This is a genomic window from Herbaspirillum lusitanum (assembly GCF_026127345.1).
GTDB lineage: Bacteria > Pseudomonadota > Gammaproteobacteria > Burkholderiales > Burkholderiaceae_D > Herbaspirillum > Herbaspirillum lusitanum.
In genome coordinates, this window is record NZ_QXFG01000008.1 from 980,240 (window position 1) to 993,563 (window position 13,324).

The window sequence follows — 13,324 nt, forward strand, 5'->3', positions numbered from 1 at the left end:
GACCGGCATGGAAACTTCCTGCGACTACCTGATCGGCGTGGACGGCGGCGGCACCAAGACCCTGGTGCGCGTGACCGACCTCGACGGCGCCGTGCTGGCCGAAGCGACCGGTCCCGGATCCGCCCTGCGCAACGGTGCGCCGGCTGCCTGGAACGCGATCCTGAGCACGCTGCAAAGCGCCTTCGCGCATGCCCGCGCCGGCACCGGCATCCCCATGCCGCCCTTGTCGCGCATGGCTGCCGGCATCGGCGTGGCCGGTTACAACGTGGCGCAATGGGCGGCCGGCTTTCGTGCGCAGGCGCCCGCTTTCGGCGCACTGGAGATCGCCAGCGACGCCACCACCACGCTGCTCGGCGCGCATCAGGGCCGGCCCGGCGCCATCATCGCGGTCGGCACCGGCACCATCGGCGTGGCCCTGTATCCCGATGGCAGCGAACATGTGGTCGACGGCTGGGGCTTTCCCTCGGGCGATGACGCCAGCGGCGCATGGATGGGACTGCGCGCGATCAATCACGCGCAGCACGTGGTCGACGGCCGTGCGCCGCATGGCGCCTTGTCGACGGCAACGGTGGCGTTTTGCGAAGCGGATGGCACGATCACCAACCGCGTCACCAACCCCGTCATCCATCCCGGACGCAGCGAACGCGACATCGTGCTCGACTGGCTGTCGCAAGCCGATCAGGCCGCTTTCGCCCGACTCGCACGCCTGGTCATCGCCCACGCCGCCGAAGATGAGGCGGCACGCACGATCCTGATCCAGGCAGCGGCGGAACTGGAACTGATGGCCGCCACGCTCGATCCCGACCGGCAATTGCCGTTGGCGTTATGCGGCGGACTGGCCGGCGCGCTGCACGATTATTTCTCGCCGGCGCTGCGGCAACGCATCACGCCGGCGCTGGCCGATGCGGCCGACGGCGCCTTGCTGCTGGCGCGCCGCGCCTTATCGTCAAGTCTGACTATTTGAAAACGGAGATAAGCCCATGTCCTCCTCTTCCTCCTCTTCCTCCTCCATCACCCAGGTCCGCGGCAACGTCCTCACTCCGCACGGCTGGATCGACGGCGCCATCAGTTTCGGCGACCTGATCTGCAACATCGACGGCTCGCCGCTTGAGTTCGAACCGGCCGACGGCACGCCGCACGCCAACGACGGCGACTACATCCTGCCCGGCTTCATCGACCTGCACGTGCACGGCGGCGGCGGCAAGGATGTGATGGAAGGCGGCGACGCCATCGACGTCATCGCGCGCCTGCATGCGCGCTATGGCACCACCAGCCTGCTCGCCACCACCATGACCGCGCCGCTGGACGAGCTGGAAGCCGCACTCAAGGCCATCGGCAGCGCCAGCCGCAGGCGCGAACCAGGCAGCGGCCGCGCGCGCATCCTCGGCGTGCATCTCGAAGGTCCGTACATCAATCCCGGCAAGCTCGGCGCGCAACCCGACTTCGCCATCGAAGCCACACTGGAACAGGTCGACTGGCTGGCCAGCTTCGCGCCGATCAAGCTGATCACCATTGCGCCCGAAGTCGACGGCCACCTGGAGCTGGTGCGCATCCTGACCACCGGCGGCATGCTGGTGCAGATCGGCCATACGCTGGGTACTTACGAAGACGGCGTGGCCGCACTGAAGAACGGCGCCGCCGGCTTCACGCATCTTTTCAACGCCATGAGCGGTTTCCACCACCGCGAACCGGGCATGGCCGGCGCCGCGCTGGCCCATGCCGAATATGCCGAGCTGATTCCGGACATGCTGCACGTGCATCCCGGCGCCATCCGCACCGCGCTGCGCGCCATTCCGCGCCTGTACTGCGTGACCGACTCCACCGCCGCCGCCGGCATGCCCGACGGCGACTACACGCTGGGCCGCCAGGTGGTGCACAAGTGCGCCGGCGGCGTGCGCCTGGCCGACGGCACCCTGGCCGGCAGCACGCTGACCATGGACCAGGCGCTGCGCAACCTGATCGCCATGGGGCTGGATATTTCCGAAGCCTCGCTGCGCACCTCGACCTATCCGGCCGACTACCTCGGCGTCAAGGAACGCGGCCGCCTCAAGCCCGGCTGCTTTGCCGACATCCTGGTGTTCGATCGCCAGTTCAGATTAAAAGAAGTCTACGTAGAAGGAGAAAAGATTGACCTCGCTCATGCTTAAGGAGGCTCGCTCGGCCGGCAGTCACGTCGCCGAGCAGCTTGCCCGCGACCAGGCCCGCTATGCCGAACTGGGACGCTGGCTGCGCACCGCGCCGCCGTCGGGCATCGTCACGGTGGCGCGCGGCAGTTCCGACCACGCCGCCAACTATTGCGCCTACCTCACCATGGTGCGCCTCGGCCATATCGTGGCCTCGCTGCCGATGTCGCTGGTGACGCTCAGCAAGGCGCCGCTGATTGCCCGCGACGCACTGGCAATCGCGATTTCGCAGTCGGGCCAAAGTCCCGACGTGATCGAGCCGATCCGCTACTTCCGCGACGGCGGCGCCACCACCGTGGCCCTCGTCAACGACGCCGAATCGCCATTGGCGCAGACCGCCGAATGGACGTTGCCATTGCACGCCGGCGCGGAACTCAGCGTGGCCGCCACCAAGAGTTTCATCGCCAGCCTGGTCGCTGGCGCCTTGTTCGCCGGACACTGGCAAGACGACGCCGGCTTCCTGCATGCATTGGAAAGCCTGCCCGAGTCGCTGCAGCGTGCCGCCGACAGCGACTGGTCCAAGGCGGTCGAGATACTCGCACCGGCCAGGAACATCATGGTGGTCGGACGCGGCATCGGCTTTCCGCTGGCGCTGGAAGCGGCGCTCAAGTTCAAGGAGACCTCCGCCATCCAGGCCGAAGCATTCAGCGGCGCCGAAATCAAGCATGGTCCGATGGCGCTCATCCATGAAGATTACCCGCTGCTGATGTTCGCCACGCGCGGCCCGACCCAGGCCGGCATGCTGCAGCTCGCCGCCGAAATGCGCCAGCGCGGCGCCAAGGTCTTGCTGGCCGCGCCGGCAGACATCGCAGAACGCGACCTCACGCTGCCGACTGCCGTCACGCCCGACCTCGATCCGATCGTGGCGATCCAGGCGTTCTATGTCATGGCCGCACAACTCTCGGTGGCGCGCGGCATGGACCCGGACAAGCCGCGCCATCTGAGCAAGGTCACCAAGACCAGCTAAGCGTTCCTCCCTGTGGCACCTTGTGGTATCGGTGTTCTTCGCCGCCTGCGCCTGCAAGGGTCCAGGCGGTTTTTCTTTTGCCGATGCACCAACGTCGACAGTGCATCGTCAGCACTTTGTCAGCATATTTGCTCTCGTCAGCAAAATAAACGAAAGTTGAAAGCTATTAGAAAGCTATCCCCAAAACGATTGGGATAGACTCGCAGCGTCGGCGAACAACAATAATTCCAGCGTCGATGCACTGCCCAGAAAATAAATGAGTCCTGACCATTCAGGCATACACAGAGAGACATGATATGACTTCTCCCACGATAGCTTCGTCCTCGAAATTCGCCACCGTCCTGCGCGTCACCAGCGGCAATTTCATGGAAATGTTCGACTTCTTCCTGTTCGGCTTCTACGCCAGCTACATCTCGAAAGCCTTTTTCCCCAGCGGTGATGAATTCGCCTCGCTGATGCTGACCTTCATGACCTTCGGCGCCGGTTTCCTGATGCGTCCGCTGGGCGCCATCATCCTCGGCGCCTACGTCGACCGCGTCGGTCGTCGCCAGGGCCTGATCGTCACGCTGGCGCTGATGGCGCTGGGCACCGTGCTGATCGCCTTCGTGCCGGGCTACGCCACCATCGGTTTGCTGGCCCCCGCGCTGGTGCTGATTGGTCGCCTGCTGCAAGGTTTCTCGGCCGGCGTCGAACTCGGCGGCGTGTCGGTCTACCTCGCTGAAATGGCGACGCCGGGCCGCAAGGGTTTCTACGTCAGCTGGCAATCCGCCAGCCAGCAAGTCGCGATCATCTTCGCGGCAGCCATCGGCTACGGCCTCAACATCTGGCTGACCAAGGACCAGGTCGGCGACTGGGGCTGGCGCGTGCCGTTCTTCATCGGCTGCATGATCGTGCCGGTGCTGTTCGTGATCCGTCGTTCGCTGCAGGAGACCGAAGAATTCCTGGCGCGCAAACGCAGGCCCAATCTGAATGAAATCTTCCGCTCGATGGTGGAGAACTGGAAGCTGGTCATCGCCGGCATGATGCTGGTGTCGATGACCACCGTATCGTTCTACCTGATCACCGTCTACACCCCGACCTTCGGCAAGAACGTGCTCAAGCTCAGCACCGAAAGTGCGTTGATCGTCACCTTCTGCGTCGGCATCTCCAACTTCATCTGGCTGCCGGTCATGGGCGCCCTGTCGGACCGCATCGGTCGTCGTCCGCTGTTGCTGGTGTTCACCGTACTCACCATCCTGACCGCTTACCCGGCCATGACCTGGCTGGTCGGCGACGCCACCTTCGGCAAGATGCTGGTGGTGGAACTGTGGCTGTCCTTCCTCTACGCCAGCTACAACGGCGCAATGGTGGTGGCGCTGACCGAAGTGATGCCCGTCGACGTACGCACGGCCGGCTTCTCGCTGGCATACAGCCTGGCCACCGCGGTCTTCGGCGGCTTCACCCCGGCGATTGCCACCGGCCTGATCGAAATCACCCACGACAAGGCCGCGCCCGGCCTGTGGATGAGCTTCGCCGCCGTCTGCGGCCTGATCGCCACGCTGGTGCTGTATCGCCGGAAAACGCTGGCGGTGCCGCTGGCAGCCTGACCGATCCGCGCAGGAAAGAAAAGCGGGAAGCGCCTTGCGCCCTTCCCGCTTTTTTCATATCTGTCGCATCACAGAGCTATGTCTTTCCTAAGTTTTGTCAGGCATATTGCTGCTCTTGACTGTTCCTCCGCGGGGTTGATGTACTAACCGGCGCCGCGAAACGAGAGGGATTTTCATTTGCGGCGTCTTTTTAATCCACCTGTTTTATATGGTCACAGGAATTCACGTAAGCAGATGCGCATTCTATTGGTCGAAGACGATGCAATGATAGGCGAAGCAATCTCGCAAGCGCTTAAGGATGCCTGTTACGCGGTAGATTGGGTGCGCGACGGACAATCCGCGCTGAGTACAGTTCATCGCCAACGCTATGACGCGATGCTGCTTGATCTGGGCTTGCCGCACAAAGACGGCCTTGAGGTGCTTCGCGTCCTGCGGGCAAAAAAGCATTCGATGCCGATTCTCATTGTCAGTGCGAGAGACGCCGTTGAGGATCGAATACAGGGTCTCGATAGTGGCGCCGACGACTACATCCTGAAGCCGTTTGAAATGGCCGAGCTGCTTGCCAGAATTCGCGTGACCGTTCGTCGCAACGCGGGCATTGCAGCGCCGACTCTGTCCAACGGCATGTTGTCTCTCGATCCGGCCAGCCGGGAAGTGACGGTTGACGGTGTGGCAACGCTGCTATCGGCGCGGGAATTTTCTTTGCTACAGGCCTTGTTGATCCGGCCGGGGGCAATTCTTTCGCGAGTGGAACTGGAAGACCGAATTTATGGCTGGAATGAAGAAGTCGAAAGCAACGCAGTTGAATTCCTGATTCATTCGCTCAGAAAGAAACTTGGCAGTTCCACGATTAAAAATGTCAGGGGGGTGGGATGGTTGGTCTCCAAAGGAGAATGAATCATTCTTTGCAACTCCGACTTTCCCTCTGGCTGGCGGGATGTATTGTCCTGGTGACCTTGGGCAGCGTGGCAATGTCCTTTGAATTGGCGTTTCATGAAGCCAATGAATTCCAGGACGATCAGCTAAGGCAAGTCGCCATACTCGTCAACGATCAGCATCTGGGGCAGACTCCAGGCAATGCAAAAAGTGTGCTGACCGGCGATGATGACACCCGCGTCATTGTGCAGATGCTGATGCAAAGGCGTGCCGACGAGGTCAATCAGCAGGGTGACAGCACGTTGTCTTTGCCACATGGCCTTCCCGACGGTGTGCAAACAGTCACCATTGGCGATGTCGATTGGCGGGTATTTATCAAGCCCTTGGCGAACGGTGTACGAGTTGCCGTTTCTCAACCAACCTCTGTGCGCAATGAGATCGCGGCAGACAGCGCGCTGCGGACACTCATACCGCTCCTGCTACTGCTTCCGCTACTGCTTATCCTGGTCGGCATGTTGATAAAACAAATGTTCCGACCGGTCAAGGTACTTGCACTGAGTCTGGATACACGCCCGGAGCAAGAGCTCGGCTTGCTGGACGAGAGCAATCTCCCTCTCGAAATCAAGCCGTTTGTCGCAGCAATTAACCGGCTGCTATCCCGCGTCGAACGGTCAGTAAATGCGCAGAGGCGATTCGTCGCCGATGCCGCTCATGAATTGCGCTCGCCGCTGACGGCACTTTCATTGCAAGCCGAGCGCCTGGCAGAAGCCGACATGCCCATGGTGGCGAGGGAGCGCGTCACCACATTGAGACAGGGCATTGCCCGGACGCAAGCGTTAATCAATCAATTGCTGACGCTGGCGCGTATCCAGGAGGGCAGACCGTATCGGCATGCGTCGGTGTCCTTGCAGCGAATAATACGTCTTGTACTTGAAGATCTGATTCTTCAAGCAGAACAGAAAAAGATCGATGTGGGAATCGCCAACGAGGTCGATATCAACATCATGGCAGACGAAATGGAACTAAAAATTCTGCTCAAGAACCTGATCGACAATGCCATCCGCTATACGCCGGAAAACGGTCGCGTCGATATGTCAATTGGCGTGACGGAGGGGCTCGCAACGTTGCTAATCGTCGATACCGGACCGGGCATTCAGGAAGGTGACCGGCAATGCGTATTTGATGCGTTTTTTCGTGTTCTTGGCAATGAACAAGCCGGCTCCGGGCTAGGGCTTTCCATCGCCAAAACTGCAGCGGACAACATGGATGCCGCTATTGAGCTTGGTCATGCAAATCCCTGTCCGCCTTACGGTTTGAGCGTTGTCGTGAAATTCAAGCAATTTAGCGCTCACCCATCGCCGAATTCCTGGCATCCCCCCTTAAGAAAGTGAATATCATGAAAACAGACTATCGATACGAACAAGCCTCAAGCGACCAGTATTCCGCTCCCGCAAAAACTCTGCATTGGATACTAGCCGTACTCTTCATTGGTATGGTCGGGCTGGGCTGGTACATGATGGACATCGAGGATTCTCCCGGGAGTGACTGGTACTTCAATCTGCACAAATCAATAGGTCTTGTCGTCATTTTCCTGGTAATTTTACGTGCTGCCTGGCGCTTCACGCATCGCCCCGCAGCATTGCCGTCAACAATACCTTCCTGGCAAATCATTGCTTCCGCCATTAGCCACCAGGCGCTGTATGTACTGATGTTCGCGTTACCTCTTATTGGTATTGCCGGTGCGGCATTCAGCAAGTCAGGCCTGGTCTTTTTCGGATCCCCGTTACCCCGCGTCGTTACTGCCAATCATGATGTCGCCGAGTTTTTTTTCTCAATACATTCTTTTGCGGCATGGATACTTGTCATTCTTGTTTGCTTGCATGTCTTGGCCGGACTAAAGCATCTGCTGATTGACAAAGATGGGGTCTTTCAGCGCATGTGGTTCTAGCAACCAAAGCGTACCGGCAGTACACTGAGCCGCTGGCCTGAATCCCTCGCTACACACGGCAGAAGATGCGGTCGCTGCATCATCTGCTGGGGTGCATCGCGCTCAGACCTGCCACGCCCCATCCCGATAAACCAGCTCGTCATCGAGATAGACCGCCTCCGTCACCGCAAACACGTCAATGTGATAGCGCGCGGTCGTGCGCCGGATATTCGGCTTGCTGTAGACGCCGTGCTTGGCGCCGAGCGACAGGTGGATGCCGCACATGCGCTCGTAGGTGCCGATGTCGTCGACCATGCGCTCCCGTGAAAACGCGCGGTTCATGCCGAAGCCCAGCTCGCGCAGCCAGACCTCCCCTTCATCGGCGCGAATCTTCTCCAGCACCTGATCGAAGTCCGGTGTGGAGCCGATTGCCTCCACCACGCGGCCTTTGGCGACCACCAGGGTGATCGGTTGCTCCGGCCGGTTCACCCGGAATGTGGTGTCGCCGAAAACAAAAATGCGCACGCGTCCGTTCACCGCCTCCAGGTCCTGTGATTCGGTAAACACTTCGCCGATGGGGAATTGTCCGCCGACGTTGTTCATCTCGCTGTAGTCGCCGATGTTCAGCTTGGCCGGTTCGAACGGCGCAGCAAAGACCAGACGCTCGCCGCCGCTGTCGACCACCCCGCCCTGCGCGCGATCAATACGCGCCTTCAGGGCGTAGCCGACGCCGCGGTAATACGCCGGGTCATAGGCCAGCGATGCAATGTAGTAATCGGCCTGCGCCCCGGGCATGCGTGACAGATGGGGATGTTCAATCACCTTGAGCGAACGTTTGAACAGCTCGACCCGCAGGCGGAAAGCCTCGAGGCGGAAGTTGGTGGATTGGACCAGCACCACCAGATCGCCGGGCTCAAGACCGGCAAAAGCGGTTAGCACCTCGTCCGGAGCGACTGCATCGAAATCGATGAAACGCGCAGTCGGCAGGCAACGCCGATAGGCTTCCGTCAAGGCGACGGCAAGATCGCAGCGCGTATCGGCCACCACCACGGCGGCGCGCGGAGGCGCATGTCCGATTGCCATGTTGAGGATGTCGTGCAGATGCTTGTGCGCGAGATCGACTGATTCCCTTGGGATCGCGCCGAAGGATGACGTGGCCGGCTCTTGGTTTTCTAGGGGTTGCATCGTCTATGTAGTGCGTCCGGATGGGTGGTGATGTCAATTCAGGGGGCGAGCTTCACAAGGACGCACCGTTTCCTGTCAGGCCTGCATTTTAATCGACATTGGATGGCCCCCGCCACGATGGAACGCGTCGCCATGCCTGGTCATCACGATACGGCGCCAAGGAAAAAGCCGGCTTGCGCCGGCTTTCTCTTTCAGGGACTGATCCACAGACTGATCAACCAAAATTATTTCCCGCCCTCCCGCAGTGCTTTCATCTTTACCGGCGAATCCGTCATCACCACATCCACGCCCAGTTGCTGCGCGCTGCGATAAGCCGCCGCCGAGTCAACGCCGAACACCATCACGTGCGTGTCCGGATTGCTGCGGAAGCATTTCATCGCGGCCGGCGTCCACCAGTGCGCGATGACTTCGGAGACTCCTTCGCCAAGCGTGAACTTCTCCACCACCGCGACCTTGCGCTCCAGCTCGATGCCGGACCAGGTACCTGCCGCCGGCGGCGCATCGCAGGCGCCGCCGTTCAAGGCGATGCGCGCCAGCCGATCGCGGGTGGCGTCGCGCGACTCGAACACCCGGGCCTTCGGCTGCTGCGCCATCAGCGCAATCACGTTGGCGTCGGTGGAATAGAAACGCACGCGTTGCCAGGCGTTTTCTTCACCGATCACTTTGGCGACCGCATTGACCAGCGTCTCCGCCGGCACCTGCTTCATGTCGATGACGACAGGCGTCGCTGCCGGCACGGCGCGCAAAGCTTCCCGCAGCGTCGGCACTTGCACCGGTTGCTGGCGATACGGATAGCTCTTGTTGCCGGCGGCGTCAGTCACCGCATACATGTAGCCGGCGTTGAGCGCGGTCAGCTGCGCTGCGGTGAGCGTATTGACTATGCCCTTGCCGTCGGTCAGCGCGGCCACGTCGGCCGGACGGTACAGCACCGGCACGCCGTCGCTGGAGACCTGCACCGTCATCCACAAGATGTCGGCGCCGTGCTTCAGCGAATTCTGCAAGGTCGGGATGGTGTTTTCCGGACCGTCGCCGGTGCCGCCGCGATGCGCGGCGATCAGCGGATCGGCGGCAGCCGTCAGCGCCATTCCCAACAACGCGGCCGTGATGGCCGACTTGATTGAAGTTGTCATGCGCACTCTCCTTCAGGCGATCAGAACTTGTGGCGGATGCCGGCGGTCAGGACGTTCTGCGTGTTGCTGCCGCCCGGCGCCACGTACAGGCCCGGATTGAACATGTCCGACGAACGGATGTTGGCGTAGAACAAATACAGGTCGGTGCGCTTGGACAGGAAGTAATCCACGCCCAATGAAACCTGCGTCGCCTTGCCGTCGCTACTGGCGCCGACGAACTTGGAACGCGTGGTCACGAAGTTGGCCAGCAACTGGGTCGTCGCGGTGACGTTGTAATTGACGCCGAAGTCGATCAGGTCGACCTTGCTGTTGTTGACGCCGCCGAAGGTGAATGCCGCACCGGCCGCGCCGGTGAAGCCGGTCATTGCGGTTCCGGCCGCAACGGCCAGCGGCTGCTTGACCTGTGAGTACGAACCGTACAGGCGGACGTCGCCGAGCTTGTAGGAGCCGCCGACCAGGAAGGTTTTCAGCGAGGTGCTGGCGATGCTGCCGGTGACCGCGCCCGGTGCAATGCCGGAATCGCTGGAACCGGTGAAGGTGTTGTTGGCCGTCAGCTTGTTCTGGAAATACGCAGCGCCGAACGACAACGGGCCGTTGTTGTAGCTGCCGCCGATGCCGAACGACTGGCCGGCGCCGGTCGAGCCGGCCTGTTCGCCGAAACCATACAGCGCGCTCAGTGTCACGCCGCCGAACACCGGCGAGTTGTAACGCACCGAGTTGTTGACTCGCGAACCCTGCGTACGGTCGAGGTTCAATGCATGGATGTTGTTGACCACGCTACCGAAATCGAGCGCGCCGTTGTAGGGGGCAAGATCATCAATGTAATCCTTCTGACGGCCGAGATGGATGGTTCCCAGGCTCCCCGACAAACCGACGATGGCGGTGCGGCCGAAGAACAGGCCGCCTTGCGCCAGCTGGCCGGTATCGGCGTTGAAGCCGTTTTCCAGCGTGAACAGCGCCTTCAGTCCGCCGCCCAGATCTTCCACGCCTTTGAAACCGATGCGCGAACCCTGCGCCACGGCAGTATCCATGCTCAGGCGCGAACCGGTGCCGGTCGGATTGCCCGGGGTGGCGTTGGCGACCTTGTCGGTATAAGTCAGGCTGGGATTGATGATCCCGTAGATGGTGACGCCCGATGAGGCGTCGGTCGTTTGCGCTTGCGCAGCGGCGGCGAAAGAGAGGCCGGCGAAACACAGCGGCAGCGACATGGCGAGAGCAGTTTTTTTCATGAATGGTTTTCAGAAAAGTTGAATAAGGGTGAAGCCGGATTGCGGAGCGAACTATGCCCGCGATATATGACATCGCCATGACGTTGTGATGATATGAAAGCCGATTAACGTTCATATGAACGTCACGATCCGGTAACAATCGGCCGATAACATGCATCACGTTTTCAAATGAACCAGCGAATGGATAAGTGAACATGTCGGCAACGCCTGCAGTTACTCCCTCCCACAAGCCCGTCCTCAAGCCGGCCTCGTTGCGCCACAACGAAATCATTGCGCTGTTCCGACAACACGGATTCCTGACGATGGAAGCGCTGGCCGAGCACTTCGCCGTCACCACGCAGACCATCCGGCGCGACATCAATGCGCTGTGCGACGCCGACATCCTGCGACGCCGGCACGGCGGCGCCGAACTGATCCTGTCGGCGCGCAACCAGCCCTACGACATGCGCCGCATCAACAACCTCGAACAGAAGGCCGAGATCGGCGCCGCCGTCGCCGCACTGATCCCGAATTCGTGCAGCGTGCTGATCGGCATCGGCACCACGCCCGAGCAAGTCGCGCTGGCCCTGGCCAAACATGACCATCTCACCGTCATCACCAACAATCTGCGTGCAGCGCTGGCGCTGTCGACCAACCAGAACAACCAGGTCATCGTCCCGGGCGGCACACTGCGCTTTCCGAATCCGGAAATCCTCGGCAACGACGCCGACAAACTGTTTCGCAACTTCCGCGCCGACTTCGGCATTTATGGCGTCGGCGGCGTCGACACCGACGGCACGCTGCTTGATTTCGATCGCATGGAATCGAGCTCGCGACAGGCCTTGCGCGAGAGCTGCCGCACCCAGATTCTGGTCACCGACAACTCCAAATTCGGCCGCCAGGCGCCGGTGCGCGGCGGCCATCTTTCCGACCCCGATATCCTGGTTACGGACAGTCCCTTGAGTCCGACGCTGGCGGCCATGCTGGCCGGTAATACGCGGGTCGTCGTGACGTCGCAGCCCGGTTCTCAGCCTGATTTTCAGCCTGACTACAGCACCGACGCCGACCACCAATCGATTACCTCCGCGGCCACGGGCAATTCCGTCATGGCCGCCATCGCAGCAGGCAAATGAACATGCAGGACACCAAGATGAACACAGACGTCGCCATCCGCCTTACCGGCATCAGCAAATCCTGGGGTGCGCATCAGGTCATCAAGTCGCTCGACCTGGAGTTCGGTCGCGGCCAATTGGTCGCCCTGCTCGGCCCGTCCGGCTGCGGCAAGTCGACCTTGCTGCGTTTGCTGGCGGGGCTGGAAACGCCGGACAGCGGCCGCGTCGAAATCGACGGCAAGGACGTCACCGGTGCAGCGCCGTCGGCGCGAGGATTGTCGATGGTGTTCCAGTCGTACGCGCTGTTCCCGCACCTGAACATCGCCGAGAACATCTGCTTCGGCATGCAGGTGCGCGGCGTGCATGCGGCCGAGCGCCGCCAGCGTCTGCAGGACGCCCTGGCGCTGACCAACCTGCAGGGACTCGAACAACGCAAGCCGGCCCAGCTGTCGGGCGGCCAGCGCCAGCGCGTGGCGCTGGCGCGCGCCATCGTCGCCGGTCATTCGATCTGCCTGATGGACGAGCCCTTGTCCAATCTCGACGCCAAGCTGCGCCATTCCGTCCGCCATGAAATCCGCGCGCTGCAGCAGCGGCTCGGCATGACCGTGGTGTACGTCACCCACGACCAGACCGAGGCGATGGGCATGGCCGACAAGATCGTGCTGATGAACGGCGGCGGCATCGTGCAGAGCGGCACGCCAGCGGAGTTGTATGAAACGCCCGCCACGGCGTTCTCGGCAAGCTTCATTGGCAGCCCGCCGATGATGCTGATGGCGGCCGAGAAATTGCCGCCGGCATTGCGGGCCGGCATTGCGCCGATCGGCAACGACGTGAAGACCCTGATCGGCGTGCGTCCGGAGCATTTCCATATCGTCGCGCCGTCGTCGACCGAGTTGTTCGGCACCGTCACCGGCGTCGAATTCCAGGGCGCCGAATCCTACATCTACCTCGACCTGCCGGGCGGCGACGACATCATCGTGCGCAGTCCGGAAAAGAGCCGGCTCAAGCTCGGCGACCGTGTCGGTCTCGGCTGGCATCCCGCCGATGCCCATGTGTTCGCCGCCGACGACGGCCGTCGCCTGCAGCCGCTGGCCCGTTACAGCACAGAAGCCGAGGATGTCGTCCCGGCATTGGCGGCGGCGCTCTGATC

The 13,324-nt window shown here is 61.5% G+C and carries 12 protein-coding genes; 9 read left to right on the forward strand and 3 right to left on the reverse strand.

The window, feature by feature from the left end; translation table 11 throughout:
* The first annotated feature begins 7 nt into the window (after window positions 1–7).
* From DXT88_RS12745 to DXT88_RS12775, 7 genes are all read left to right on the forward strand, one after another.
* The gene (locus DXT88_RS12745; RefSeq protein WP_265213890.1) at window positions 8–964 is read left to right on the forward strand and encodes a BadF/BadG/BcrA/BcrD ATPase family protein; all 957 of its coding nucleotides are present in this window, start codon (window positions 8–10) and stop codon (window positions 962–964) included.
* A 16-nt stretch (window positions 965–980) separates the two neighbouring features.
* Window positions 981–2,147: an N-acetylglucosamine-6-phosphate deacetylase gene (gene nagA, locus DXT88_RS12750; RefSeq protein ID WP_265213891.1), complete on the forward strand. Its 1,167-nt coding sequence runs from the start codon at window positions 981–983 to the stop codon at window positions 2,145–2,147.
* Window positions 2,140–3,150 carry an SIS domain-containing protein gene (locus DXT88_RS12755; RefSeq protein WP_265213893.1) on the forward strand — a complete coding sequence of 337 codons (1,011 nt, stop codon included), beginning with the start codon at window positions 2,140–2,142 and terminating at the stop codon, window positions 3,148–3,150. Before nagA ends, DXT88_RS12755 begins: the two co-directional genes overlap by 8 nt.
* A 296-nt stretch (window positions 3,151–3,446) precedes the next feature.
* The gene (gene tcuC, locus DXT88_RS12760) at window positions 3,447–4,736 is read left to right on the forward strand and encodes an MFS transporter (RefSeq protein ID WP_265213895.1); all 1,290 of its coding nucleotides are present in this window, start codon (window positions 3,447–3,449) and stop codon (window positions 4,734–4,736) included.
* 234 nt (window positions 4,737–4,970) lie between these two features.
* Window positions 4,971–5,633, forward strand: coding sequence for a response regulator (locus tag DXT88_RS12765; RefSeq protein WP_265213897.1), 663 nt, complete (start codon window positions 4,971–4,973; stop codon window positions 5,631–5,633).
* On the forward strand, window positions 5,630–7,003 hold the full coding sequence (locus DXT88_RS12770; protein WP_265213898.1) for a sensor histidine kinase: 1,374 nt from the start codon (window positions 5,630–5,632) through the stop codon (window positions 7,001–7,003). The genes DXT88_RS12765 and DXT88_RS12770 overlap by 4 nt, the downstream gene beginning before the upstream one ends.
* Before the next feature lie 5 nt (window positions 7,004–7,008).
* On the forward strand, window positions 7,009–7,560 hold the full coding sequence (locus tag DXT88_RS12775) for a cytochrome b (protein WP_265213900.1): 552 nt from the start codon (window positions 7,009–7,011) through the stop codon (window positions 7,558–7,560).
* Between the two features lie 102 nt (window positions 7,561–7,662).
* Here the strand turns inward: DXT88_RS12775 and DXT88_RS12780 are convergent, their stop codons facing one another.
* From DXT88_RS12780 to DXT88_RS12790, 3 genes are all read right to left on the reverse strand, one after another.
* Window positions 7,663–8,724: a M29 family metallopeptidase gene (locus DXT88_RS12780; RefSeq protein WP_265213901.1), complete on the reverse strand. Its 1,062-nt coding sequence runs from the start codon at window positions 8,722–8,724 to the stop codon at window positions 7,663–7,665.
* A 224-nt stretch (window positions 8,725–8,948) separates the two neighbouring features.
* Entirely contained in the window at window positions 8,949–9,854 is a 906-nt protein-coding gene (locus tag DXT88_RS12785; protein WP_265213902.1) for a glycerophosphodiester phosphodiesterase family protein, read from the reverse strand.
* A 20-nt stretch (window positions 9,855–9,874) separates the two neighbouring features.
* Window positions 9,875–11,083 carry a porin gene (locus DXT88_RS12790; RefSeq protein WP_265213905.1) on the reverse strand — a complete coding sequence of 403 codons (1,209 nt, stop codon included), beginning with the start codon at window positions 11,081–11,083 and terminating at the stop codon, window positions 9,875–9,877.
* Between the two features lie 194 nt (window positions 11,084–11,277).
* On the opposite strand from DXT88_RS12790, the gene DXT88_RS12795 reads away from it, so the two are divergent.
* Both DXT88_RS12795 and DXT88_RS12800 read left to right on the forward strand, forming a co-directional pair.
* The gene (locus DXT88_RS12795) at window positions 11,278–12,195 is read left to right on the forward strand and encodes a DeoR/GlpR family DNA-binding transcription regulator (RefSeq protein WP_265213907.1); all 918 of its coding nucleotides are present in this window, start codon (window positions 11,278–11,280) and stop codon (window positions 12,193–12,195) included.
* Between the two features lie 17 nt (window positions 12,196–12,212).
* A complete protein-coding gene (locus tag DXT88_RS12800; RefSeq protein WP_265213908.1) occupies window positions 12,213–13,322 on the forward strand; it encodes an ABC transporter ATP-binding protein in 1,110 nt (369 codons plus the stop codon).
* The last annotated feature ends 2 nt before the right edge of the window (window positions 13,323–13,324 follow it).